We start from the raw sequence: 26,290 nt of genomic DNA, 5'->3' as shown, positions 1-26,290 counted from the left end.
GTTTTTGACATGAAAGAAGTAAAATGCGATTGTGGTCATGTAAATCCGTTTGGCACAAAGATATGCGGGAAATGCGGAATGGTGCTTGGTAACGAAAAAGAGAATCAGCTTATTGATATGAGATATGAAGGAAGTGCCAGGCGTTCACAAACATATAAAAAAACGATCATCGATAAAATATGGAATTTCTTTTCTTCCGTTAAGGTCGGGGTGACGCTCATAGTCATTGCTTTGATCGCTTCAGCTATCGGGACGATTTTACCCCAGGAAATGTACATCCCTTCAACCGCGACGCCTGCAGAGCATTATGAACTGGAATATGGCTGGTTCGGAAGGGTGTATTATGAACTCGGGTTTCATAACTTGTATAGTTCATGGTGGTATTTGATTATCATAGGCATGCTGGGCATATCACTATTGATTGCCAGTATCGACCGGTTCTTTCCGTTATATCGATCGTTAAAAAAGCAAGGGGTCACACGTCATGACGGTTTCATGAAACGTCAGCGGATTTATGGGGTGACAAAGCTTGAAGACCACGATATTAACCTTGAAGAAGTAAAGGATAGACTAAAAAGGCAGCGTTATCATATACGAGAGGAAAACGGTCATATACTTGCCGAAAAAGGTCGTTTTTCACGTTGGGGACCCTATGTCAATCATATTGGACTTATCATTTTCTTAATTGGAGCATTATTGCGTTCCGTCCCTGGGATGTATATCGACAAAGTACTTTGGCTGCGTGAAGGCGAGAGGAAAGAAATCCCCGGTACAAATGGTGAATACTATCTTCAGAATAATGAATTTACCTTAGAGGTGTATGACAAAGAGAGTGAAGAAGATAAGCAGTACAGTGCTGCAATTGATAAAACCGGTACGATCGCTAAAACATATCAATCCGATGTTACGCTCTATGAGCGCAAGGGAGAAACCTTACCAGGGGAAAAAGTGGACCTTGATAAGCTTAAAGATTATAAAATCAAAGTCAATGAACCTCTGAAACATGATCATTATGCCCTTTACCAAGTAGACTATAAATTGGATGAGCTCAGTACGATGGCTTTTAATTTGATAAATAAAAAAACCGAAGAGAAATATGGAAGCTTAAAGGTTGATTTGAACAACCCGCAAAAGAAATACGAGTTGAAAGAAGGATATTCCGTTGACTTGATCAGTTACTTCCCTGATTTCGAGTTCGATGAAAAAGGCGAACCTAGAACGATATCGAAGATTCCGAATAATCCAGCATTTATCTTTAAGATGCATACTCCGGATAAGCCAGAGGGTGAAGTCAGTTTCGTAGCGATTAAGGAGACTGTGGAGCCTTTAGGGGAAAACACTTATAAAATGGCTTTTAATGGTGTGGAAACCCAAGATGTCACGGCTTTGACCGTCAGGAAGGATTTAACCCTTTGGATCTTATTCACGGGTGGTATCATCTTCATGATCGGCGTTGTCCAAGGGTCTTATTGGAATCATCGGCGTATATGGATCAAGAGGAAAGATGATGAGATACTTTTGGCCGGCCATACAAACAAAAACTGGCACGGCATTAAAAGAGATATAAAACAAGCGATAGAATCAACATCACTTTCCGAACCAATGGATCAACTTGAAGAGGAGAAATCTTCTAGTAAGGGGGAAGTTTTAAATGGCTGAATTAAGCAGTAACCTTTTATATGCAGCTTTCATTTTATATCTGATCGCTACCTTTTTATTCGGGGGATCGATCAAGGATAAACGCGGTGCGGAGGAAAAGAAACAAAACAAATGGGCAAAACTGGGCATTTTCGTCACCATTATCGGGTTTGCGGCGCAAATTGGGTATTTCTTCACTAGATGGATTGCTGCCGGGCATGCCCCGGTAAGTAACCTGTTTGAATTTACGACCTTTTTCGGAATGATGCTGGTCGGTGCTTTCATATTAATTTATTTTCTTTATAAAACACCTGCCCTTGGGCTATTCGCTTTACCGATAGCATTATTGATAATCGCTTATGCAAGTATGTTCCCTACAGAAATTTCGCCACTCATCCCTGCTTTGCAGAGTGATTGGCTCCATATTCATGTAACGACTGCAGCGGCAGGACAGTCAATCCTTGCCATAAGTTTCGTTACTGCCATCATTTATTTAATCAAGTTCGTTGATCAGACACAATCAAGCAAAAGAACGTTCTGGCTTGAAGTCATCATGTTCACATTAGTCTGCACCATCGGTTTCGTCATCATCACTTCTTCTTTTGCTGCCATGGATTATAAGGCGAATTTTGATTGGGTCGATAAAAAAGGTGCCGAAGTCAAACAGGAATTCAACCTGCCGGCATTGGTAGGGCCCAATGAAGGGAAACTCATCGAGACGGATCGATTTGAACCGCTGGTGGACATGCCTCCACTGATCAATGCCAAGAAACTGAATACTGTTCTTTGGTCATTCGGCATGGGACTCGTCCTGTATGGTTTAATAAGGTTGATTGCTCGCAAAAGAGTGGCAGCTTTGATTAAACCGATCGTTAAAAATGTGAATTTGAATTTATTGGACGAGATTAGTTATCGTTCGGTCCTTATCGGTTTTCCGATCTTTACACTCGGTGCCCTCATTTTTGCAATGATCTGGGCCCAAGTGGCCTGGACACGATTCTGGGGCTGGGATCCGAAAGAGGTCTGGGCATTGGTTACTTGGTTGTTTTATGCGGCTTTCTTGCATCTGCGGATGTCAAAGGGGTGGCAAGGGGAAAAATCGGCTTGGCTTGCCGTCATCGGTTTTGCCATCATCATGTTTAACCTGATTTTCGTCAATCTTGTTATTGCTGGTTTGCATTCATATGCTTGATTCTGTATTGTAATGTTTAGATGAAGGGGGTCTTTTGATAGAAACGTCGAGAGTTGGCTTATCGATTTTTCTAGAAAATGATCCCTTTTTCTGTCAATCCTATTCAATGGGAATATTTCGGTGAAATAGTAATTATCCATTCTTGATGGGCGGTCGGAGTCTTTTTTGTGACAAAATGGTGAAAGGTTCATGGAAGCCTTGTGAAATCGGCTCTTTATCGTACGATGTAAGGAAAAAGTATTAGTCATGGAAGTATTCATTTTGTAGAATATATGATAGGAGGCTGATTACATAATGTATAACGCTATTAAAATTCTCGTGGTGGATGATGAGGAAAGAATCCGCCGGCTGCTAAAGATGTATTTGGAAAGGGAAGAATACATAATCGATGAAGCTGAAAATGGAGATATGGCTTTAACAAAAGCCCTTGAAAATGATTATGATTTAATTTTATTGGATATTATGATGCCTGGGAAAGATGGAATCGAAGTTTGCCGTGAATTAAGGGAAAAGAAAACGACTCCAATTATCATGCTGACGGCTAAAGGGGAAGAAGTGAACCGTGTTCAAGGTTTCGAAGTGGGGACTGATGATTATATCGTAAAGCCGTTCAGTCCCCGTGAAGTCGTGTTAAGGGTTAAAGCTTTATTGCGTCGCTCTTCAAGCACAGGTTACATGCAGACGGAAACGACGGCAAAAGATGTGATCGTCTTCTCGCATCTAACAATAGATAATGATGCCCACCGTGTACTTGCTGATAACAAAGAGGTTTCATTAACACCGAAAGAATATGAATTGTTATATTTCTTGGCGAAATCCCCAGATAAGGTTTTTGACCGGGAGCAATTGTTAAAAGAAGTATGGCACTATGAATTCTTTGGAGATCTTCGAACTGTAGACACGCATGTTAAACGCTTGCGTGAAAAATTAAACCGCATATCCGAAAACGCAGCCAAGATGATTGTGACCGTTTGGGGTGTAGGTTACAAGTTCGAAGTCATTAATGACTGATGCTATGGGGCAGTGTTGTAGGGAAGCTATGGGCCACGATCCTATTGCTCGTGTCGTTTGTATTAATTGTTTTAACCGTTCTGCTGGTCGAATTCTTTGAGAATTTCCAAATTGAAAATATTGAAAATGATTTAACCAAAACGGCTGAACAAATCATTAAGGTGACCAATGAACATCAGGGATCCAGCAATGAGGTATTACAAATAGCTTCGGAATTAATAGGCAATGAAACGAAAATGATCATTCTTAATGATGACAAAATGGTATTCACATCCATCGGTGGAGATAATGAGTTTGAAATCACGCCGGAACTCATTAAAAAAGACCCCGAATTGCTCAAGGTTTTTACGGAAAGAAAGACTGTAAAAAAGGAAATGGCGCTATCGGATGATGCGGGAAACGAGGGCTTATCCGCAATCGTGGTAGGCATTCCGCTTGAATTGAATGGGGAACAGGATGAAGTGTTCCTATTTCAATCGTTGGAGTCCATGGAAGAAACCACAAAATCCACTACACAGTTCATTTTATTGGCAGCAGGCATCGCCATTATTTTGACAACGATTTTTGCTTTCTTTTTATCTACAAGAATCAATGCTCCATTGGTGAAGATGAGGGAAGCCGCCCTAGCGATTGCCCGGGGGAAATTTGATACAAAGGTTCCAATACTGACTCAAGATGAAATCGGTGAGCTGGCCATAGCGTTTAATCAGATGAGAAAGCAACTGAAATTCAACATGAATGCACTTAGTCAGGAAAAGGAACATCTCTCCAGCATTCTTAGCAGTATGGCAGATGGGGTCATCACCTTCAATAAAGACGGCACAATTCTTGAAACGAATCCGCCAGCGGAAAGGTTTCTGCAATCCTGGTATTTTGAAAAGGGCTATAACCGGGAAGATAATGTGAATGTCCCTTTGGTTTTGATGAATCTTTTTGATGAATCTGAGTCCTTCGATAAGGAACAAGTCGGTGAAATTACCTTGCAGGGCCGTAATTGGGGATTGATTGTCAGTCCGCTATATACAAATGGCGACAATATTCGGGGAGCGGTGGCCATCATAAGGGATATGAGTGATGAAAGACGTATGGACAAACTCAGGACTGATTTCATAGCGAATGTCTCCCATGAGTTAAGGACCCCGATTTCAATGTTGCAAGGATATAGTGAAGCGATTGTAGATGACATTGCGGGCAGTGAAGAGGAAAAGGTGGAAATGGCCCGCATCATCTATGATGAATCTTTAAGAATGGGACGTTTAGTCAATGATCTACTCGATCTAGCTAAATTGGAATCGGGTAAAATGAATCTAAGCTATGAATGTGTACCCGTTTCTCCATATTTAAAGAGGATTACAAGTAAGTTTTCTGGGCTGGCTAAAGAAAAAGGGATTACAATATCAGCCAGCCTGCAAGACAATCAGATTCAATGGCATTTCGATCCGGACCGTATTGAACAGGTTTTGACCAATTTAATTGATAATGCGATTCGTCATACTCCCCCAGGCGGTAACATTGATGTCATTCAGAGGACAAGTGATCGAAGGGGACTGATCATTGATGTGAGGGACTCTGGATCTGGAATTCCCGAAGAGGATCTGCCTTTTGTATTCGAGAGGTTTTATAAAGCGGATAAAGCAAGGACCCGCGGCCGTTCGGGTACCGGATTGGGTTTGGCAATCGTAAAAAATATAATCAATGCCCATGATGGCTACATTTCGGTAAACAGTTTACCTAATAAAGGGACGACATTCAGTATCATTTTGCCTCGAATTATGGAAAACGCTGAATGAATGACAGGTGGATCGCCAGATAATCTTGTTTCATAAAGTACTGCGAAGACAAAGGCAATTGGATGTCTATCCAACTTGTCTTTGTTTTTTTAGGACACAAAATAAGAAGTACCTGATATGTGGAAATTAACGGAATTTTATAATAAGATTAAAGCCGAAGTATGTAACTTTTGTTTAGGATTGACGACTATATTTATGAACGGATGTGGGGAAATGATGGATTCCGTTTTCCACGATCTTTATGAAAAATATCATCAGGAAATATATCAATTCATTTTTTATATGACTAAAAATCGAGAAACCGCCGAAGACCTTGTTCAGGAGGTCTATATCCGGGTGATGAAGGCCTATGAACGCTTCGAAGGAAAAAGCAGTGAAAAAACGTGGATGTATTCGATTGCCAGAAATGTGACGATTGATCACTTTCGGAAACAAAAAGGTTGGAAAGACAAAATCTTTCCTAATTTTGATTGGGATAGGCAATTGCTGAAAGATGAAAAGCCCATTCCGGAGGAAGTGGCTATCAAGAACGATGAAATCCAAGATATTTACCAATGCTTAAACCGGTGTACCACGAATCAAAGATCCGTGATCATTTTACGATATATTCAGGGATTGTCCATTACGGAAACTTCTGAAGTATTGAATTGGAGTGAAAGTAAGGTAAAAACGACCCAGCACCGAGCTTTGAAGGCCATTAAAAAGTTGATGGAAGATTTATCAGGAAAGGAGGGCCACCGCATTGAGGAGATCCCGTTGGAAAGAAAGCGAAATTGAAGACATGCTGCGCGAGCTTCCGACATTAAAAGATGACCGGACCAAGGCAGAGGTGTATGCGAGAATACATGATAAAAAGAAAAAGAAGAAGAAACACTGGATACCTCTGTTCGCGGGTGTTGCCTCCTTATTCTTAATGGTTGTTTTGGCATCATCGTTCATTATTGAAAAAAAAGGAACGACAAGTCGAGAAGACAGCGGCAGCAGTGGGAAATTATCTCTATCTGAAAGTAAGGAAATGGCAGATCTTGAACGGAAGGATTCAAGTAACCAAGAAAAGTCCTCAGAAGATAAACAGGAAGCTCAAGAGTTTTCGAGTAACCAAGCGAAAATCGAATCCAAAGACAAGTTTTCAGAAATGGAACCGCGAAAAGGGGAAAAGGAAAAAACATTTGAACAAGCGATCTACCAGGATGACCTTAAAAATGCCTCGATCATTACGATGGGTGTCCCGGATGATCAAATGAATTTCATCGTTCCCATTTCAATTAAACTTAAACATCATGATGAAAGTGATACACTGAATCAGTTAGTTAATCAAATGTCCGATATTGATGAAGCACAATATGGGCTATCTGACTATTTTCCACTTGATATAAAGATTAGCCAAGGAAACGATATAAACACTGCCCATATCGATTTTCCAGAAAAAAGCCGACTGTTGGCTGAAGATACACTTTTTCTCCATTCGATGGAAGAAACGCTTTCCTATAACAATATAAAGAAAATGACATTTTCTACAGAAGGTAAGCAAGGTGCCAGGTTTGCGCATGCGGGATATTTAAAGGAGGTGGATATACCTCATCAAAAAAAACGCACATACCTTCTTTATCAAAGGGATGAGTCCTCTCCAAGTTTCCTTGTTCCAAGCAATATGGGTTATCGGGACTTTGAGGAGGCGCTTCAAGCCGGAAAAGGGGAGGCGGACATCGAGGGAATTTCACCTGCAATCCCCCATGACCTGAAATGGGAAAGGATAAGCACTAATGGAGATCTTGTGACCATTCACCTATCAGATCAAGCCGTTATTGAAAATAGTGAGGAAACCCTTCAAGCTTTAGAAGCCATACTCTTCATAGCTAAGGATTTTGGTTTTGAAAAAGTGAAGTTTGAAAATGCTCCTATTGAAGAGGTGGGAAAGCTGAATTTAACTGAAGACATAATGGTGCCCGAAGCACCGAACCAAGTGAATTGAATGCATTAACAGAAAAAAGTGCCCGCGCTGCGGGCACTTTTTTCTTCTTATAATGAAATACGGGCCAAGAACGTAATTTCTTCTGTTTCCATTAAAAACTGTTTCATGTTGTCTTCTAATGGTAAATCGAAGCTCAAAACCATGATGGCTTCACCGCCAGCTTCTTTTCGGCCAACCTGCATGGTGGCGATATTCACTCCGTGATCACCCAGGACCTTACCTACGTTACCGATTACACCGGGTTTATCGGTATGCTGGATATAAAGTAAATTCGATTCTGGGTGAAAGTCAATTTTGAAACCATTCAAACTTACAATTCGAGAACCGTAATTTTCGATATAGGTCCCACTTATTGTTAATTCTCGGTTGTCACCTTTTACTTTAAGGCTGATCAAATTCGAGTAACCTAAAGAGTCCGTAGAGATTTTTTCACCAATGGTTATGCCACGCTCTTTTGCGATCAACAAGGCATTCACTTCATTGACTGATGCATCGACTCTTGATCTTAAAAAGCCGGAGATTAAACTTTTTGTAAGAATCGCGGTATCGAAATCCAAAGATTCTCCTGCATATGTAACGGAGATTTCCTGAATTCCTTCATTCATGCACTGGGAAGCAATCGATCCCATTTGCTGAACAAGTTGATGGAATGGCTGTACCTTTTCAAACACTTCTTTAGATATGGCTGGAAGGTTGATTGAACTTGAGACTGGATTTCCTTCGAAATAGGTCAAAACTTCTTGGGCAACCTGTACGGCGACATTCAATTGGGCTTCTTTCGTGGAAGCGCCTAGATGCGGTGTAGCAATGACGCTGTCCAGTTCCAGCAGTTTATGGCCAAGTGGAGGTTCTTCGACGAAAACGTCCAGTGCCGCCCCTGCAACATGCCCTTGAACTAACATTTCATATAAATCATCTTCGTCTAGAATTCCACCACGGGCGCAGTTCAGTACATAAACCCCTTTTTTACAGGTAAGCAGTTTTTCTTTATTAATTAATCCTCTAGTTTCATTCGTTAGTGGTGTATGAACAGTAATGATGTCTGCTTTAGGAAGCAATTCATCCAATGGCAGGGCCGTTACGGACATTTTCTTTGCACGATCTACAGTCAGGAACGGGTCATAGACAATGACATCCATGCCAAACACTTTAGCACGTTTGGCAATTTCCCCTCCGATGCGTCCAAAGCCAACTATGCCTAATGTTTTTCCACGAAGTTCAGTTCCCGTATAGGAGGAACGTTTCCACTCCCCATTTTTCAATGAAGCATAAGCTTGCGGAATGTGGCGCATTAATGAAGCCATCATCGCGAATGTATGTTCAGCTGTTGAAATGGTGTTGCCGTCAGGTGCATTAACCACGACAATCCCGCGTTTTGTCGCTGCGGGGATGTCTATGTTATCAACACCGACACCAGCGCGTGCTATAATTTTCAACTGCGGCATACGGTTCATTAAATCTTCCGAAACCTTTGTTGCACTTCTCACAAGAATTGCATCGATCTGATCAAGTTCGTTTGCAGCTTCCTCTACGGTCTTCTGAATGAGCTGAATATTGGATGCCTCTGAAAGCGGTCCAAGTCCTTCTGGTTTAATGGCGTCTGCTACTAAAATCCGATACACGTCTAAACACCTTCCTAAGGAAAAAGTTATCTTAAATTTCAGTTAATTTTACAATTGAAATGCTGATAATGTCAATTTGGCATATCTGAATGAAAGCGCTTAAACAAATGATTTTCAACTGATCATCCGTTTAAGGTGGCGATATAAATAGCTTCGCTCCTTTTGCGAAAAATTTTCGAATTGCCATATTGTAAATCCGCTGTTTGTTTTAAGCCGTTCACTGCGACAATCGATATTCATCCTACATGCATCAAATGAGAAAAAATGCTATCAAAAAAAAGGCATTTCAGATATAATGGGAAGTATAAAAAATTTTATAGGTCTATCTTCGGGGCGGGGCGCAATTCCCCACCGGCGGTGATGAAGGAATTTCTACTTCTAAGCCCGCGAGCCTTACAAGGCAGGATTTGGTGTAATTCCAAAGCCGACAGTATAGTCTGGATGGGAGAAGATGGAGGTTCCTTAGTGCGTTTCAACAGTTATTTGCTGAACGTTTGTTTGATGTAACCTTTAATTTATCCCTTTAATTCCATTGGAATTAAAGGGTTTTTATTGAACATCAACATATTTTGGAATCCTAACCTCTTTTTCAGGTAGATCGGAAAAGAAGGAGAGAGAACTATGAAAAAGAACAAAGTGAAAAAAATGGTCTCACTTGCCATGATGGGAAGCATTTCATATTTATTGATGCTTTTAAATTTCCCGTTTCCAGGATTCCCGCCTTTTCTCAATGTTGATTTTAGCGACATACCAGCACTGATGGCGGCATTGATTTTCGGTCCGATGGCTGGAATTCTAGTCGAGTTCATTAAAAACCTATTGGATTTAGTCATGACAGGGACCTTGACTGCTGTGCCTGTGGGGCATATCGCTAACTTTATAGCTGGAATACTGTTTGTCTTGCCGACTTATTATGTATTTCAGAAAATCAATTCAAAAAAAGGAATGACGTTCGCCTTACTTGCGGGAACAGTTTCCATGGCAGTATTCATGAGCGTATTAAACTATTTTGTCTTTTTACCGGCTTATACCTTCTTTATGGGATGGGATGCCATGTCGGCGCCCGAGTCGAGAAAGTTCGTTACGACGGCAATCTTGCCTTTCAACGTTATTAAAGGCGTGCTCATCACATCTGTATTCATGTTGCTGTTCATTAAATTACAGACATGGATCAATAAGCAAACATTATATAAAAATGCTTAACGGCATTGACGATAGATATGAAAAAACAACCGGATATCCATATCCGGTTGTTTTTTTTATGCCTGTTTTTTGGCCAAAAGAAAAAGCCATTCTCGATTGAAAATGGCTTGTACCTTTATTCGAATTTTAGTGCATCTCCGTCAAATGCCTCGTCAGCAACTTTGATGGAATCCGTTGGGCATCCTTCAAATGCATCCATCATGTCGTCTATAAGTACATCTGGAATTTCAACGATACCCTCGTTATCGTCAAGGGTAACAAATGCAATCCCTTCGTCATCATAATCATATATATCTGGTGCAGCTGCTCCGCAAGCTCCACAAGCTATGCATGTTTCTTTATCCACAATAGTAAATTTAGCCATGAATATAACCCCTCCTAAGTTGATTAACAACTGATAATCTTTTTATTTCAGATTATTATCTCTTTCCTATTGTAAGACCGAATGCCAAACTTTTCAATAGAAATTGTATTGATAATAACTATCATGTAGTTGAATGTCAACGAAAAACATCGAAAAAATTAACTTGGCCCTTTCCATGTTTCGTCATTTAGTCACATAATTTCCGTTGTATTCATCAATAATAACGGCGGTTTTTGCAGATTTTTGTTACAATGGGTTTATTGGTTAAATGAAACAAGGATGTGAGTCCCATGAATAATTATCTACAGGCCATCATTCTATATGCGATAAAAAAATTTCAAGGTGAGCGCTCCATTTATGCTATATACCATATGCTGCAGGGGAAGAAATCGTCACAAACCATCCAAGATGCCCATTTATTCGGGTTAACGGATATTTTTGGGACAATGCCTCGATTTACCCGTCAGCAATTAAATCAAAACATTGAACATTCACTTAAGCATGACTTAATTAATTTAACGGATAAACCGGATGCATATGAAATTAGTTTGCAAGGTGAACGAATGTTGGACGATTACTTTAAAAATAATCCTTTTCCGGAGTATTTAAATGGTTGGAAGTATCACAATATCACCCCTGTTTTCTGGGGAAGGTTAAATTTACTCATTCAAACCATATCCCATATTGTCCACAATGAAAGACGTTTTTATCCGATACAACGAAATCCCAAAATTCAATTCTTCGTAAAGGAATTTTTACATGCCAATCGTCAGGATCGAGCGTTGATTGCCCAACATTTATATGATGAACTGGTATCCCTTTTAGAAAATCAAAGTGATATGAAACGAGACATTTTCATTTTGAAATTGACCGGGATAAACAGGATTGGTCTAACGTTTGAACAGATTGCCAAAAGGAAAAATACGGAAGAAGAGTATGTTCGCTATACATTCCTTGACTCATTGCATCAAATGCTTGCAGAAATGGAAACGGGTGGTGATTACCCTCTCTTATCCTCATTAACCAATGATTGGAAAAGAAGTGGTAATCCTCATTTGACACAATCTACAAAGACTACTTTACGATACATCCAGGAAGGGAAAAACCTCGGTGAAATAGCTGAAATCCGCAGATTGAAAGTCAACACCATCGAAGATCACCTCGTAGAAATTGTTTTATCGGAAAAGGATTTTCCGATTTCCGATTATGTGACAATCGAGGATGAGAGGGAAATTGCTGAAGCGATTAAGGAACTTGGTACAAAAAAGCTTAAAGCTATCAAGCAGATGGTCGATAATAAACAAATAAGCTTTTTCCAAATAAGACTTGTACTTGCGAAAATAGGTGAGAGATGATGAACATAGAACGAGTCCTCAAAGAAAAATTCGGTTTTGATGAATTCCGTCCTGGACAGAAGGAAGTGGTTGAATCATTGATGTCCGGCCGTCATACATTAGCGATGCTCCCAACCGGGTCAGGTAAATCATTATGTTATCAGCTGCCTGCTTATCTGGTGAATAAGACTGTCATAATTGTCTCCCCGTTATTATCTTTAATGCAGGATCAAGCGGATCAGCTGAAGATGAGCGGCGAAAAAAGTGTATTGACCCTCAACTCTTTTTTGACGCTTAATCAAAAAAGGAAAGCCTTCGATCGGTTACATAGTTATCGATTTATCTTTTTATCTCCTGAAATGCTGAGCATCGATGGTGTGATAAAATCCTTGAAATCCATAGAAATAGGTTTGTTCGTCATAGACGAAGCACACTGCATTTCACAATGGGGTTACGATTTCCGTCCGGATTATTTGAATTTAGGAGAAGTGAGGCGTGAGCTGAATAATCCGTTGACGCTTGCCCTGACGGCAACTGCAACCGATGAGGTCCGGAGGGACATCGTTGTTAAACTTAACATTGGGCAGGCCGAGGAAATGGTTTCATCGGTTGATCGTGAAAATATTGCCATTATTATCGAGCGAATGTTCAGCTACGAAGAGAAGCTAGCCCGTGTGCTGGAGCTTGTCAGGAAATTTACCGGAAGCGGAATTATTTATTTTTCCTCTAAAAAAGTGGCGGAATCAGTCGCTGGTTTTTTACAGGATAACGGGATCGATAGTGTCAATTATTATCACGGTGGAATGGAGCAGGAACAAAGGATGCTCATTCAGCAGCAATTCATTTCCGGCCAGCTGAAAATCATATGCGCAACAAGTGCTTTTGGAATGGGTGTGAATAAATCGGATGTCAGATATGTTATCCATTATCATATCCCGTCCACGATGGAAGCATATCTTCAGGAGATTGGCAGGGCGGGGCGAGACCGGAAACAAAGTGTGGCTGTCTTATTATATAGCGAAGGGGATGAAGGGCTTCCCCTTCATTTGATGGAGCAACAGTTGCCTACGGATTCGCAAATCGATGGTGTATGTTCTTTCCTTAATGAATCACAAAAGAATTTGGCGAATTTGACCCCCTCAGAAAAAGAGCAGCTGTCGCAATCCTTTTCGTTAAACGAAATCCAGCTCCGTTTTTTTACCCAGTTTATTATGGGCAATAACCAGGATCAAGTGGCAGAGATGAAAGAGTATTGTAAGAAGAGGAAAATCAGGAATCAAGAAAAGCTGCATAAATTCCTTCACTGGATATATGCACAGGAATGTCGCCGTTCAGGGATACTGGACTATTTTGGAGAAAAGCATCGGGAAGCGAACCCCATCTGCTGTGATATCTGTGGGATGGATACCGAAAAAATGGCAGATGTTTGGCCGGAAGTAATGGTGGATCCGGCCAATTCCTTTTCCACTTGGAAAAAGGAATTGGCTTATATCTTACTAAAGAAGGAAAATGGCAATGAAAAATAAGCAAGCTGAATTAATTAAACAACTTACAGATAAACAGTTGCTATATAATTTGTTTCTTACACAAATTATTCTCTTAACGTTAGCGACCTTTTTAGGTATTATTTTATTTAGAGACCGTTCTGCTTTTTTCGACTTATTTATCTTTGATGACCTGAACATTTTGCTGATTGGTGTTCCTGCGGGAGTCATTGTCGTGTTAATTGACATATTGCTTATGAAAGTGACACCATCTTCCTATCACGATGATGGCGGCATTAATGAACGTATTTTCAGTAATTTGTCATACCCGATGATATTTGTCGTAGCTTTGGTGGTAGCGATAAGTGAAGAAGTATTATTCCGAGGAGTGTTGCAAACACATTTTGGGTTGCTACTTACGAGCCTCATTTTTGCAGCTGTTCATTATCGTTACCTTTTTAATTGGTTTTTATTTTTAAATGTATTGGTTTTGAGCTTCTTTATCGGTTTTCTATTTGAAATGACTAATAATATCATCGTGACGATAACGGCCCACTTTTTGATTGACTTTATCCTTGGTATTTTAATCAGGAACAAAAAGCAAAGAGGGTTTAGCAAGAAAGGGGGTGACTTGAATGAGCCGGGTGCAAAAGAATGAAAAAGAAAATGATCAGGCTGGTGAACTTCGTTCGCGAATTGAACGCCAGAAGGCTAAGTCATCATTGCCTAAACGGAGCAAAGTCCACCAGAATAAAAAGAAAAAAAGTAAAGTGAAGATTAAACTTCCAATGATACAATTATTAGCGTTATTTTTCATTTTGCTTCCAATTGGATTTTACAGCCTTTATACATATTTTCAGGAGAGGCCTTTACCTGTTACTAAAAGTGACCAAGTCGTCTTAAAAGAGGAAGATAAAGAATCGATTCCAACTACAGCAACGGCAGAGGACTTAAAGGAAAAAGAGTCGGCAAAGGCTGAAGCGGAGAAAGAAAAAGAAGAGGCTGAGGCTAAGGCCAAAGCGCAGCAGGAAGCTAAGGAAAAAGCCAAGGCACAGGAAGAAGCTGAAGAAAAGGCTAAAGTGCAGCGAGAAGCTGAGGCTAAAGCCAAAGCGCAGCAAGAAGCAGAGGAAAAGGCCAAAGTGCAGCAAGAAGCAGAGGAAAAGGCAAAGAAAGCAGCAGCAGAAAAGAAAAATGTACAAGCCGCTAAATCGGATAAAGAGGCATACAAAGTTGTTTTACATACTGTTCAAGGTGAAGAAACATTATTTCGCATTTCAATGAATTATTACAAATCACAGGAAGGGATTGCTCTGATCAGGGAGTGGAATGGGCTGAATGGCAATGAAATTTCCAGGGGTCAGGTTTTGAAAATTCCGATCAAGAAATAATGATGGCACCTTAAGAAAAAATTAAGTTTTTAAATCCTTCTATTTCAAAACAAAAAAGACTTTAGGCAAAAGGAGTTCTACCTTAATGTTAAAACAAAGTTGATTGGAGCGGGTGTTCGAGACTCCTGCGGGGAAAGCATGTCCAAGGGAGAACCCCGCAGGCGCAATGGCGCCGAGGGTGGGCCGCCTCGGAAAGCGAGTGCCTGAAGTGAAAATCAACATTCAAATTTTAAAAACCTAAAACGAGTTTGTCTCCAGTCTGACCCTGTCTTTATAGGCAGGGTATTTTTAATATTGTTCAACTTGGTTAAGTATGAAGGCCATCGTGACAGGTACATTATCATTTTTTCCTCTACTCTTTCATATCATGATTTGAAAGAGCAGAGGAGGAAATGCGATGGAATCGACAATCATTTTACTGGATGAGAAAACGGATCAAGCAACAAAACAAATGCTGCAAAATGTCGTGGATCGGAAGAAAAAATTCGAGGCACTTAAAAAGAAGCACCTTCAAAGCTTATGGGCAACCATGATTGTTGCTGTCCTTTTTATGATTTATCTTTATTTTTATATCGTTGTACCTTATTCTTATTCCTTTTTCAGTATGTTTAGTGTTTTCGTCGACCATTTTAGCCATTTCCTTTTTTTGGCGGCAGCGATTGGTCTATATGGATATATGGTTTTAATTAAAAAAAAGCTAGATAAAGCTGAAAAGGAGTTTCAACTGCTACGCTGTGAAATCATTAATAAAAGTAAGCAATTGTGGGAAAAAGAGGAAGAATGGAAAAATCGCCATAAGGTTTTTGAAATGATGAAGAAGAATTATGATATTAACCTATATCATGAAAATAAATGATGATCGCGTTAAATCATATTTAATTGCGGGTAATACCGTTTTATGGTTATATGAAAGTACGTTTGGATAAGGATGGAAAGAAGGTTTAACGATGATGTTATGGTTATCTGGATTATTTTTAATCATCATCCTGCTGTCATTTGCCATGATCTTTTACATGTGGCGTACGGCTATGCAAGATAGGGTGATTTCTCAAGACCTATTTTTCAAAGACTTTCCTGAAGGCTTTGGCGATGTGCGGATTTTTTTTATATCCGATCTTCATCGGCGTATCGTTGCGGATAAATTGATTGAGGAAACACGTGACAAGGCAGATTTGGTGATAATCGGCGGTGACATTAGGGAAAGCGGGGTTCCCTTAGAACGTGTGGAAAAAAATATATTGAAGTTAAAAGAACTTGGTCCCCTTTATTTTGTTTGGGGTAATAATGATTATGAAGGAGACTTCCATGAATTGGATGCGACTCTTTTGAAACATGGGGTGAAGATCCTTGATAATACAGCTGTTTCTTTTGAGTCTCAGAATGGAAGCAAAATCGCTCTTCTGGGCATTGATGATATATCGGAAGAACGTGATAGGCTTGACCTTGCCCTGTCGGATTGCGGGAATGAAGATTTCCGGATTTTGGTGAGCCATAATCCATTGGTCAAGAAACAGTTGAATCCGGAACACCATATTAGTCTTGTCCTGTCAGGTCACACCCATGGCGGGCAGATTCGCATATTCGGATTCGGGCCCTATCAGATCGGAAGCGTTAAAAAAGAGGGGGGCTGTATATATATGACGAGTAATGGCTATGGGACAAGCGCAGTGCCTTTAAGGCTTGAAGCTAAGCCTGAAACGCACCTCTTCACCCTGAAAAGGGGGACAGACACCGAAATAGGCGAAGCTGTGGAAAAAACCTATTAGGCTGCTTTTAAGCGAGTATACCGGGATTTTACAGACCTTGAAAAATCCACTATAATTTCATCAAATGATCGTACAGTTATTGGAGGCCTTGTAAAACCATGCAAGAAGGTAAATATAATATAAAGGCAGTTTCAAAGCTGCTGGACATTCAGTCGGGAACCCTTAGGGCTTGGGAAAGGCGCTATAAATTTATCGAACCTGTAAGGAATGAATCGGGGCACCGGCTGTATACTGAAAAACATCTGCAAATCCTTAAGTGGCTCATTACTAAAACAAAGCAAGGTTTTACAATAAGCCAAGCCGTTTCACTTCTCGAAAGTACAGGCACCCTAGCGCCTGGAGTTCCTGAAACGAACCGTAAGGATGAACAAGCGATTAAATTATCGGATGAATTAATCGAAGCTCTATTGAATTTCAATGAAAATAAAGCCCATATGCTGATAAGCCGGGCATTCAGTATGTATACAATCGAACAAACCATAGTGGATGTACTTGGTTCAATAATGGTTCAGATTGGGGATAAGTGGGAAAGGGGAGAAATTACTTCCGCTCATGAACACTTTGCGTCGAACATAATAAAATCCAGGATCAGTTCGGTTATGCATACAATTCCGACTAATGGTTTTCTTCCGAAAGCCCTTACCGTCTGCGCTCCCGGTGAAAAACATGAATTTGGACTATTAATCTTCACCATTTTTTTGAAGCGGAAAGGGTTTGAAACCATTTATTTAGGAGAAACCATTGCTGATAAGGACCTTTTCACCGTTCTAAACATCATTAAGCCCTCTTACCTATTCATGTCATGTTCACTGAAAGAGAATCTTGATGGAACATTTAAGCTGGTTGAAGCGTTAATAAAGGATTTTCCGGATTTGAAGGTGGGTCTTGGCGGTGCGGCTTTGAGCCTTATTTCTGAAGAAGACCGAACTTCCTTCAGCGGAGTCTTAATGGGGGACACGCAATCGAAATGGGAGGAGTGGCTGAAAGGTTAGCGACGGCCGTATTAGGAGAAATAATGGATATGCACTCTAAGACCAAGGCTTCATATGATGTATGAAGATGGTAACCAGGGGGCATTTTTTTATGAAGCTGGAGCGATTAACTAATAATAAAATCAAGATTTTTTTGACCCTTGATGATTTAATTGATAGAGGCATAACGAAAGAAGATATTTTAGGGAATTCCTTAAAGGTCCACAAGCTATTTCAGGATATGGTCGAAGAAGCGTGCGAAGAACTCAGCTTTAAAATGAGTGGCTCCATTGCAATCGAAATTTTCTCCTTGCCTGCACAAGGGTTGATAATCATTGTGACAAAGGAAGAAGAGGAACTATTGGCAGACGAAGAGGAATTTTTGGATTTACAGGTGAAAATTGATGATTTCCCCCATATTCTTTATGTTTTCGATGACTTTGAAGATATCGTCCAATTATCTCATAGATTATCTTTTCAAGGTTTGCTTAAAAGTACCCTTTATCATTTTGAGGGTAGATACTATTTACTTATCGAAAATGTTAAAGACACGACATATGACACGGTCATATCTCTAGCGGCTGAGTATGGCCATGCATCTACATTGACACTCAGCCGCATCAATGAATATGGAACATGTATCATCGAAAATGAAGCGATACATGTTTTGCTCAAACATTTTAGCTGATGTAAAACAAAGAAGACAAGGCAGCCGCATTACGGTAAAAAATGTGGTTTGCCTTTTTTTATGTCAACTTTCGGCCGAACAAGATATACGGTAAAAGAGTAAGAAAGCAGTTGATATGATAACGTTTTCATTTTTAGAATATTTCCAACTTTTAATTTCCCGTTTTTACTCTTGCATAAATGTAACGAAGGTGTATACTAGCACATGAAGAGGACTATTTGTACATTATAATATTATATATGGATGAGATATTCTAGGAGGTACTTTTAATGGAATCGGCAAAAGGCAATAGCCATGTAAATGAAGAAGAAAAACACGACGTACTGAGGTCAACCCAAACTGTAATACATAAAGCTTTGGATAAGTTGGGTTACCCGGAAGAAGTTTTTGAGCTGTTGAAGGAACCTTTGCGTTTATTGACGGTGAAGATACCGGTACGCATGGATGATGGATCGGTTAAAATTTTCACGGGTTACCGTGCGCAGCATAACGATGCTGTTGGGCCTACAAAAGGCGGTATCCGTTTTCACCCTAATGTAACGGAACGTGAAGTGAAGGCATTATCCATTTGGATGAGTTTGAAATGCGGCATCGTAGATTTGCCATACGGCGGGGGTAAAGGCGGTATCGTTTGTGATCCTCGTAATATGTCATTCCGTGAGCTTGAAAGACTGAGCCGGGGCTACGTTCGTGCAATTAGCCAAATAGTGGGGCCGACTAAGGATATCCCGGCACCTGATGTATTTACAAATTCCCAAATCATGGCTTGGATGATGGATGAATACAGCCGTATGGATGAATTCAACTCGCCAGGATTCATTACGGGTAAGCCGCTAGTGCTTGGTGGTTCTCATGGCCGTGAATCAGCCACTGCTAAAGGTGTAACGATCTGTATCAATGAAGCTGCCAAAAAACGCGGCATCGATATTAAAGGGGCACGGGTCGTCATTCAAGGTTTTGGTAACGCAGGTAGTTTCTTAGCTAAGTTCATGCATGACGCAGGTGCTAAAGTCATTGGTATTTCAGATGCATATGGTGCACTCCATGATCCGGAGGGATTGGATATCGATTATCTTCTCGATCGGAGAGATAGTTTCGGAACCGTAACGAAATTGTTTAAAAGCACAATTTCAAATAAAGAACTGCTTGAATTGGAATGTGATATTTTAGTTCCGGCTGCAATCGAAAACCAAATCACTGAAGAAAATGCTGCGGATATCAAAGCATCAATCGTTGTCGAGGCAGCTAACGGACCTACAACAATTGAAGCGACACAAATCCTGACGGATCGCGGAATCCTTCTTGTTCCTGATGTGCTTGCTTCTGCTGGCGGTGTAACGGTTTCTTACTTCGAATGGGTACAAAATAATCAAGGGTATTACTGGTCTGAAGAAGAAGTGGACGAAAAGCTGGAAAAAATCCTTATAAAATCTTTTAATAACATTTATGAACTTGCTCAATCAAGACGCGTTGATATGCGCCTAGCGGCTTATATGATCGGCGTAAGAAAAATGGCTGAAGCTTCTCGCTTCCGTGGTTGGATCTAAAAGGATTCAAATCGGTTTTAATATATAGTTAACATCATGTTCATTGCTTTATCATTGAAATGAATTGTAAAAACTCCTATCATGTATTGATAGGAGTTTTTATTTTTAGACGAACGTATCACATAGTGGATGGAAAGGCAGTGGAGAATAAAGATGAATGTTGAAGAAGTCATTATCATAGGTGGGGGCCCGTGTGGATTGGCTGCTGCGATCGCTCTTAAAGAAGTGGGAATACAGTCCCTGATCATTGAAAAAGGAAATGTGGTTGATTCCATTTACCGTTATCCGACACATCAAACATTTTTCAGTTCGAGTGAAAAACTGGAAATTGGTGATGTCGCTTTTATAATCGAAAACCGTAAACCGGTCCGCAATCAGGCGCTAGCCTATTATAGGGAGGTAGTCAAAAGGAAAGAATTGCGGGTCAATACATTCGAAAAAGTGGAAAAAGTGGAAAAAAGAGAAGATGGCAAGTTTTTAGTCAAGACATCGAAAGGGGACTATACAGCTCTGCATGTGATCATATCGACCGGATACTATGACCATCCTAACTATATGTGCATACCGGGCGAACAGCTCCCTAAAGTATTTCATTACTTCAAGGAGGGCCATCCCTACTTTAATTGTGATGTTGCAGTCATCGGTGGCAAAAACTCAAGTGTGGATGCAGCTTTGGAATTGGTCAAATCAGGAGCAAGGGTATCAGTCCTTTATAGAGGATCGGATTACTCTCCAAGTATCAAACCTTGGATTCTTCCGGAATTCGAATCATTAGTCCGCAATGGAACGATCAAGATGGAATTTAATGCGAATGTCGACAGGATAACGGAAGACAGCGTGATTTATCATGTAGGTGATGAGGAAAAAGTCATTAAAAATGATTTTGTATTTGCAATGACTGGTTACCATCCTGACCATTCCTTATTAGCTGCAATGGGCATAACTATTGATAAGGAGACTGGAAGGCCTGCATATAACGAGGAAACGATGGAAACGAACGTTAAAGGTCTTTATATTGCAGGAGTTCTGGCAGCCGGAAATAATGCGAACGAAATCTTCATCGAGAACGGCAGGTTTCATGGTGGATTGATTGCCTATCATTTGGCCGTTAAAGAAAAGTGAATGATATAAATGAGGAGCAGTGACCGTATGGAAAAAATATCGCTAATAACGACTGGTGGGACTATTGCCAGTAAAGAAACTGTGAATGGTATGCTGGCCTCTGGTGCATTGACTGGCCATGAGTTGGCATCACTTTGCGAATTGCCCAACGATATCGAGGTTAAGGTGGTTAATCTTTTCCAGATTTCAAGCATGTCCATGTCCTTTGAGAAAATGCAACAGCTTAATTTAGCCATTCAAAAGGAATTGGAGGATCCCGAAGTTACGGGAATCGTCGTGACACACGGTACGGATACACTTGAAGAAACGGCATATTTCCTTGATGTCACGAGTAAGGACCAACGTCCAATCGTATTAACCGGCTCCCAACGTTCTCCTCAAGAAGTGGGCACCGATGTATATTCCAATCTAAGGAATTCGATATTATGCGCTGCAAGTGATCTTATTAGGGATGTTGGGGTAGTGGTCGTTTTTAATGAGCGGATCTATTCAGCAAAGTATGTCAAAAAAGTTCATGCTTCCAATTTACAGGGATTCGAATCTTTTGGCTATGGATATTTGGGGATAATTGATAATGATGTCGTGAGCATCTATCAAAAACCTTTACATAGGGAGTGTTTTGATATTCAGAATCCCATCCCAAGGGTCGATATCATCAAGTGCCATACAGGAGCTGATGGCCTCTTTATTGATGCTGCGGTTGCAAACGGTGCGAAAGGCATCGTGCTCGAGGGTGTAGGAAGGGGACAAGTCACCCCTGTAATGGTAACCTCCATACAAGCTGCAATCGATAAAGGAATCACGATCATCATGACTACAAGTGCAGAAGAAGGAAAAGTGTACCCAGCTTATGATTATGAAGGCAGCGCATTTGATCTAAAACAACGCGGTGTGATTTTGGGCGCTGATTATGACAGCAAGAAGGCACGAATCAAGTTAGCTGTCATGCTGGCAAGCAAAAACCCTATAGATGAGACCTTCTTTAAGTACTGAAGGATTAAATAAAAAATGGAAGAGTTGATTCTTGGATTCAGTTTTTCTTCATTCCATGGTACGATTAAGGAAACGAAGATGAAAAGAGGGTCAGCTAATGCTGGTCATGTTGTCAGCGGCTATTGCGCCAGGATTGGCGCTACTGAGCTATTTCTATTTGAAAGATCAATATGAGACCGAACCGATATCGGTTGTGGTCAAAACATTTATATTCGGTGTTTTTCTTGTATTGCCGATTATGTTCATACAGTATGTGCTCGAAACCGAACATATCTTGAATACGGATTTAGCAAATGCTTTTTTATGGGCTGCACTGCTTGAGGAATTCTTCAAGTGGTTCATACTCATTTACGTTATTTATCAGCATGTGGCATTCGATGAGCCATATGATGGGATTGTTTACGGAGCTGCAGTCTCCCTTGGATTCGCCACAATGGAGAATATTTTGTACCTCCTGGCCAACGGGGTGGAACACGCTTTTCTCAGGGCCGTTCTCCCTGTATCCAGTCACGCTTTGTTCGGTGTGATCATGGGATATTATTTGGGCAAGGCGAAATTTTCGGCTTCGAATAATAGGGTCTATTTATTATTGGCATTGATCATACCAATTTCGTTACATGGGGTTTACGATTATATTTTGGTTTCCCAAAAATTTTGGGTGTACTTTATTATGCCATTCATGATTTATCTATGGTGGTTAGGCATGAAAAAAGTAAAGAAAGCACGTTTGTTGTCCGACTTTCACGCAGAAAAACTTTCACAGAATCACTACCTTAGCAAATGACGAATACTATCAAAAAACGGAGTGCTGGCATATTTTGCCCGCTCCGTTTTTTTTATGTTTGGAATAAAAAAGCCAGTAAAGAAGAAAATAGAATTACATTAATTCAAGAAAAAGAGGAGTGTTTTTGATGAAAGGAATTTCGTCAAAATGGAAATGGCTTTTGCTGTTTTCGTGTATAACTATATGTTTCGGAATTTACCCGGAAACAAGAACAAATGCCTTTTCGAGCCAAGTCATTCAAAAAGGTGCGGTTGGAGATGATGTAATTGAACTGCAGGCACGCCTGCAAAACATCGGTTACTATAACGGAAAGATTGATGGAGCCTATGGATGGGGCACTTATTGGGCACTTCGAAACTTTCAACAAGATTTCGGGCTGCCAATCGATGGTTTAGCAGGGACTACAACAAAACAGAAGTTAGCGAATGCGTCTAATTTCAATAAAGCATGGGTTCATGAGCAAATCAATAAAGGAAACGAGTTCACCTATTTTGGGGGGGTCCCCATTGAAAAACAGGTAAAAGCGAAAGGAAATGGAACTGGAGGGACCGCTACCGGAAAGGCCCCTTCCAAACCAACGACATCTGCCAATCTTCCAGGGGGGTATTCTCAAAACGATATACAGCTGATGGCCAATGCCGTTTATGGAGAGGCGCGAGGGGAGCCATATACAGGTCAGGTTGCCGTTGCAGCTGTAATCCTGAATAGGGTGGAAAGTGCCGCATTTCCTAATACCATTTCGGGAGTGATTTTTGAACCTGGGGCGTTTACGGCTGTTGCGGATGGACAGATTTGGCTTACACCGAACGAAAGGGCGAAAGAAGCCGTGGTGGATGCTATCAATGGGTGGGATCCAAGCGGTAATGCAGAATATTACTTTAATCCCGATACGGCAACAAGTAAATGGATCTGGTCAAGGGAACAAATTAAAAGAATCGGAAAACATATCTTTTGTAAGTAAAGAGGTGAAGGAAAATGATCAGGAATATAGTGATTGCCCTGCTTGTTGTAGTTGTTGCGGGAACTGCATTCTGGGGTTATCAAGAACATAAGGAAAAAAATGCTGTATTAATCAACGCGGAAAATACGTATCAGCGTGCCTTTCATGATTTAAGCTATCAAGTGGATTTATTGCACGATAAGGTCGGCAGTACTTTGGCCATGAATTCACGTTATTCATTAAGTCCGGCGTTAACAGATGTTTGGCGTATCACTTCCGAAGCCCAGAGTGATGTCGGGCAGTTGCCATTGACCTTGCTTCCTTTTAACAAGACAGAGGAATTTTTATCGAAAATTGCGGACTTCAGTTATAAAACAGCGGTACGGGACCTTGAAAAAGAACCATTGGATGATAAGGAATATGCGACACTGCAATCCTTGTACACACAGGCAGGCGACATCCAGGGCGAGTTAAGGAAAGTGCAGTATCTAGTCCTTAAAAACAATTTAAGATGGATGGATGTCGAGATGGCTCTTGCATCAGGGAAAGAAAATTCGGATAACACGATCATTGACGGATTAAAGACGGTAGAGAAAAAAGTATCTGGGTACGGGGAAACAAATGAGATGAACCCGACTTTTACTTCTGCACAACAGAGGGATGAAAACTTCAAAAATTTGCAAGGTGAAACCATTACGAAAGAAGAAGCAATCGCGACAGCAAAAAACTATGCACACTCAAAAAGCAAAAATTTGAAGGTGAATGTGGAGGAAAATGGAAAAGGTTCCGATTATGGATTTTATAGTGTGAGCATCCTCGATAAAGATTCAGATACTGAATTGAATATGGATTTGACAAAAAAAGGCGGTTACCCTATTTGGTATATCAATAATAGAGACGTGAACAAAACAAATATTGATTTGAATCAAGCCCATACAAAAGCCGAAGCCTTTTTAAAGGAACATGATTTCAGTTCACTTGAATTATTTGAAAGTGCTCAATACGATAATATCGCATTATTGAATTTCGTAACATCAGAAAATGGAGTCAAGATTTACCCGGATTCAGTCAAGGTCAAAATCGCATTGGATGATGGATCCGTTATAGGTTTTTCAGCTGATGAGTATTTAAAATCACATAAAACCAGGGACGTAGGGAATCCGAACATATCCGAGAAAGAAGCAAAGGACAAAATCAACAGCAACGTAAAAATAATGGAAGAAGGAAAGGCGTTAATCACCAATGATATTGGTGAAGAAGTTCTTTGTTATGAATTTCTCGGTACGATTAAAGACGATACCTACCGTATTTTCATTAATGCAGATACCGGTCAAGAAGAAAAGGTGGAAAAATTAAAGAATTCCGAACCGGTATATGAGAATTTAATTTAAAACAATCGCCAATCATAAGTTGTAGGGAAATGTGCTTAGTCACTTTCCCTTTTTCTTATGACGTAATAACTTCATGATTATTGGATTATATGGGCCGTAGAGGTATTATGTGGTTTCCTCCTATCGAAAAGGACGTGGACGACGATGTTTAAAATTGGTGATATATCAATACTCGAACCGAAATACGTACCACAGAAGGAAAAGTTCAAATGAATGTTTGTAGAAATGGGAACGTGTTGTTTCCATACGGACTTTCCCATCGATGTAGAGACTGGAAAAATTGCATTCCTTATGGATAGGACACAATTCAATGTCACATTTTCCAATGAAGCAGGCTGTTTATGTATTCGAGTCTGAAGTGCCTGGAAAAGTGAAAGGTAGAATACCCATGATGCAACTAATGCTGCCCGAAGCAGAAACGTTTGTTAAAATCCAGTGGAGGCAAATTCGTACTCCTGGATGCAACCTTGGATACGGCCATTCATCCAGAACATTCCGAGTCTATCCCTTTTCGCACATTAACGGAGGATATCAGCGCTGGCGGAGCTTCCATAAGGCTTTTAAGAGGCACTGCAATTCAATCGGTTTCGCAATTATACCTGTGGATGCCGCTTACGATGAAATCAGGTGAGTTTCATTATTTAAGGTTAAAAGCAAAGTCATTCGCGTAACGGAAAAGAGCATGGAAATATGCTGCTGCACGTCCAATTTCGTGAACCTTCAAAAAATGATATACAGACATTAATGAGGTTTATATTTGAAAAGCAGGTGGATTTAAAGAAAAAAGGTTTGCATGTTTAACTTGATTGAATGAAAAACAGCGATTCCATCCATACTGCTAATATAAACGGATGGAGGGTGCGGCGGCTTATATGAAAACATTTGAAAGACTATTAATTAAAGTGATCATCATCCAATTGGCCTGCTTATTTTTTTTCCAATTCCTTTTGAGCAGGGAGGAGCAAATCTTTGATTTGACCAAGCTCTCGAGGTATGAAGGTGTCACCAGCAATAATTATACGAAAATCATTGAAACATTCAATGGGCCCCATAAGTAAAAGCGGTGATACCCGCTTTTTTTTGTAAGAAG

Annotated in this window: 25 protein-coding genes and 1 riboswitch; of the genes, 23 read left to right on the top strand and 2 right to left on the bottom strand. The window is 40.4% G+C overall.

What is annotated here, in order from left to right; genetic code table 11:
• Window positions 1-9: 9 nt before the first annotated feature.
• The 6 genes from ACJ9PY_RS16790 (at window position 10) to ACJ9PY_RS16765 (ending at window position 7,603) form a co-directional block, all read left to right on the top strand.
• On the top strand, window positions 10-1,659 hold the full coding sequence (locus tag ACJ9PY_RS16790; RefSeq protein WP_098865317.1) for a cytochrome c biogenesis protein ResB: 1,650 nt from the start codon (window positions 10-12) through the stop codon (window positions 1,657-1,659).
• Window positions 1,652-2,830 carry a c-type cytochrome biogenesis protein CcsB gene (gene ccsB, locus ACJ9PY_RS16785; protein ID WP_098865318.1) on the top strand — a complete coding sequence of 393 codons (1,179 nt, stop codon included), beginning with the start codon at window positions 1,652-1,654 and terminating at the stop codon, window positions 2,828-2,830. Before ACJ9PY_RS16790 ends, ccsB begins: the two co-directional genes overlap by 8 nt.
• Before the next feature lie 294 nt (window positions 2,831-3,124).
• Complete coding sequence (locus ACJ9PY_RS16780) at window positions 3,125-3,841, top strand: response regulator (protein WP_034308096.1); 717 nt, start codon at window positions 3,125-3,127, stop codon at window positions 3,839-3,841.
• On the top strand, window positions 3,838-5,631 hold the full coding sequence (locus tag ACJ9PY_RS16775) for an ATP-binding protein (RefSeq protein WP_098865319.1): 1,794 nt from the start codon (window positions 3,838-3,840) through the stop codon (window positions 5,629-5,631). The genes ACJ9PY_RS16780 and ACJ9PY_RS16775 overlap by 4 nt, the downstream gene beginning before the upstream one ends.
• A 216-nt stretch (window positions 5,632-5,847) precedes the next feature.
• The gene (gene sigX / locus ACJ9PY_RS16770; protein WP_098865349.1) at window positions 5,848-6,408 is read left to right on the top strand and encodes an RNA polymerase sigma factor SigX; all 561 of its coding nucleotides are present in this window, start codon (window positions 5,848-5,850) and stop codon (window positions 6,406-6,408) included.
• Window positions 6,374-7,603: a hypothetical protein gene (locus tag ACJ9PY_RS16765; RefSeq protein ID WP_098865320.1), complete on the top strand. Its 1,230-nt coding sequence runs from the start codon at window positions 6,374-6,376 to the stop codon at window positions 7,601-7,603. Before sigX ends, ACJ9PY_RS16765 begins: the two co-directional genes overlap by 35 nt.
• A gap of 47 nt (window positions 7,604-7,650) precedes the next feature.
• On the opposite strand, the gene serA is transcribed toward ACJ9PY_RS16765, so the two are convergent.
• The gene (gene serA, locus ACJ9PY_RS16760) at window positions 7,651-9,225 is read right to left on the bottom strand and encodes a phosphoglycerate dehydrogenase (protein ID WP_063575733.1); all 1,575 of its coding nucleotides are present in this window, start codon (window positions 9,223-9,225) and stop codon (window positions 7,651-7,653) included.
• Window positions 9,226-9,545: 320 nt separating this feature from the next.
• A riboswitch (FMN riboswitch) is annotated at window positions 9,546-9,682 on the top strand.
• A 164-nt stretch (window positions 9,683-9,846) separates the two neighbouring features.
• Here serA and ACJ9PY_RS16755 point away from each other — a divergent pair.
• A complete protein-coding gene (locus ACJ9PY_RS16755) occupies window positions 9,847-10,428 on the top strand; it encodes an ECF transporter S component (RefSeq protein WP_034308089.1) in 582 nt (193 codons plus the stop codon).
• A 115-nt stretch (window positions 10,429-10,543) separates the two neighbouring features.
• Here the strand turns inward: ACJ9PY_RS16755 and ACJ9PY_RS16750 are convergent, their stop codons facing one another.
• Window positions 10,544-10,792, bottom strand: a complete 249-nt coding sequence (locus ACJ9PY_RS16750) for a ferredoxin (protein WP_034308087.1) — start codon at window positions 10,790-10,792, stop codon at window positions 10,544-10,546.
• A 290-nt stretch (window positions 10,793-11,082) separates the two neighbouring features.
• Between ACJ9PY_RS16750 and ACJ9PY_RS16745 the strand changes: the two genes are divergently transcribed.
• The 16 genes from ACJ9PY_RS16745 to ACJ9PY_RS16670 all read left to right on the top strand — a co-directional run bounded on the left by ACJ9PY_RS16745 (window position 11,083) and on the right by ACJ9PY_RS16670 (window position 26,258).
• The gene (locus ACJ9PY_RS16745; protein WP_106026847.1) at window positions 11,083-12,147 is read left to right on the top strand and encodes a helix-turn-helix domain-containing protein; all 1,065 of its coding nucleotides are present in this window, start codon (window positions 11,083-11,085) and stop codon (window positions 12,145-12,147) included.
• Window positions 12,147-13,652 (top strand): RecQ family ATP-dependent DNA helicase, encoded by a 1,506-nt coding sequence (locus ACJ9PY_RS16740; protein ID WP_411738606.1) that lies wholly within the window; start codon window positions 12,147-12,149, stop codon window positions 13,650-13,652. The genes ACJ9PY_RS16745 and ACJ9PY_RS16740 overlap by 1 nt, the downstream gene beginning before the upstream one ends.
• On the top strand, window positions 13,642-14,268 hold the full coding sequence (locus tag ACJ9PY_RS16735; protein ID WP_411738604.1) for a lysostaphin resistance A-like protein: 627 nt from the start codon (window positions 13,642-13,644) through the stop codon (window positions 14,266-14,268). Before ACJ9PY_RS16740 ends, ACJ9PY_RS16735 begins: the two co-directional genes overlap by 11 nt.
• Complete coding sequence (locus tag ACJ9PY_RS16730) at window positions 14,246-14,998, top strand: LysM peptidoglycan-binding domain-containing protein (RefSeq protein ID WP_411738603.1); 753 nt, start codon at window positions 14,246-14,248, stop codon at window positions 14,996-14,998. The genes ACJ9PY_RS16735 and ACJ9PY_RS16730 overlap by 23 nt, the downstream gene beginning before the upstream one ends.
• Window positions 14,999-15,395: 397 nt before the next feature.
• A complete protein-coding gene (locus ACJ9PY_RS16725; protein WP_034308074.1) occupies window positions 15,396-15,854 on the top strand; it encodes a YpbF family protein in 459 nt (152 codons plus the stop codon).
• A gap of 91 nt (window positions 15,855-15,945) precedes the next feature.
• Window positions 15,946-16,764, top strand: coding sequence for a metallophosphoesterase (locus ACJ9PY_RS16720; RefSeq protein WP_411738602.1), 819 nt, complete (start codon window positions 15,946-15,948; stop codon window positions 16,762-16,764).
• Between the two features lie 98 nt (window positions 16,765-16,862).
• The gene (locus ACJ9PY_RS16715; protein WP_411738601.1) at window positions 16,863-17,756 is read left to right on the top strand and encodes a MerR family transcriptional regulator; all 894 of its coding nucleotides are present in this window, start codon (window positions 16,863-16,865) and stop codon (window positions 17,754-17,756) included.
• Window positions 17,757-17,847: 91 nt separating this feature from the next.
• Entirely contained in the window at window positions 17,848-18,423 is a 576-nt protein-coding gene (locus ACJ9PY_RS16710) for a genetic competence negative regulator (protein ID WP_034308068.1), read from the top strand.
• 269 nt (window positions 18,424-18,692) lie between these two features.
• Complete coding sequence (locus ACJ9PY_RS16705) at window positions 18,693-19,970, top strand: Glu/Leu/Phe/Val family dehydrogenase (RefSeq protein WP_034308065.1); 1,278 nt, start codon at window positions 18,693-18,695, stop codon at window positions 19,968-19,970.
• A 153-nt stretch (window positions 19,971-20,123) separates the two neighbouring features.
• Window positions 20,124-21,092 (top strand): YpdA family putative bacillithiol disulfide reductase, encoded by a 969-nt coding sequence (locus ACJ9PY_RS16700; protein WP_411738600.1) that lies wholly within the window; start codon window positions 20,124-20,126, stop codon window positions 21,090-21,092.
• A gap of 27 nt (window positions 21,093-21,119) precedes the next feature.
• Window positions 21,120-22,085, top strand: coding sequence for an asparaginase (locus ACJ9PY_RS16695; RefSeq protein ID WP_411738599.1), 966 nt, complete (start codon window positions 21,120-21,122; stop codon window positions 22,083-22,085).
• A gap of 97 nt (window positions 22,086-22,182) precedes the next feature.
• The gene (gene prsW / locus ACJ9PY_RS16690; protein WP_034308057.1) at window positions 22,183-22,869 is read left to right on the top strand and encodes a glutamic-type intramembrane protease PrsW; all 687 of its coding nucleotides are present in this window, start codon (window positions 22,183-22,185) and stop codon (window positions 22,867-22,869) included.
• Window positions 22,870-23,005: 136 nt separating this feature from the next.
• Window positions 23,006-23,830 (top strand): spore cortex-lytic enzyme, encoded by an 825-nt coding sequence (gene sleB, locus ACJ9PY_RS16685; RefSeq protein ID WP_371748539.1) that lies wholly within the window; start codon window positions 23,006-23,008, stop codon window positions 23,828-23,830.
• 14 nt (window positions 23,831-23,844) lie between these two features.
• A complete protein-coding gene (gene ypeB / locus ACJ9PY_RS16680) occupies window positions 23,845-25,200 on the top strand; it encodes a germination protein YpeB (RefSeq protein WP_283928833.1) in 1,356 nt (451 codons plus the stop codon).
• A 422-nt stretch (window positions 25,201-25,622) separates the two neighbouring features.
• Complete coding sequence (locus tag ACJ9PY_RS16675) at window positions 25,623-25,871, top strand: hypothetical protein (RefSeq protein ID WP_411738598.1); 249 nt, start codon at window positions 25,623-25,625, stop codon at window positions 25,869-25,871.
• Between the two features lie 201 nt (window positions 25,872-26,072).
• Window positions 26,073-26,258, top strand: a complete 186-nt coding sequence (locus ACJ9PY_RS16670) for a YpfB family protein (RefSeq protein ID WP_098865327.1) — start codon at window positions 26,073-26,075, stop codon at window positions 26,256-26,258.
• Window positions 26,259-26,290 lie beyond the last annotated feature (32 nt).

The sequence above is a fragment of the Peribacillus sp. S4 genome, from assembly GCF_046715815.1.
In the GTDB taxonomy this organism is placed as follows: Bacteria; Bacillota; Bacilli; order Bacillales; family DSM-1321; genus Peribacillus; species Peribacillus frigoritolerans.
This window is presented reverse-complemented; position numbering and strand designations above follow the sequence as displayed.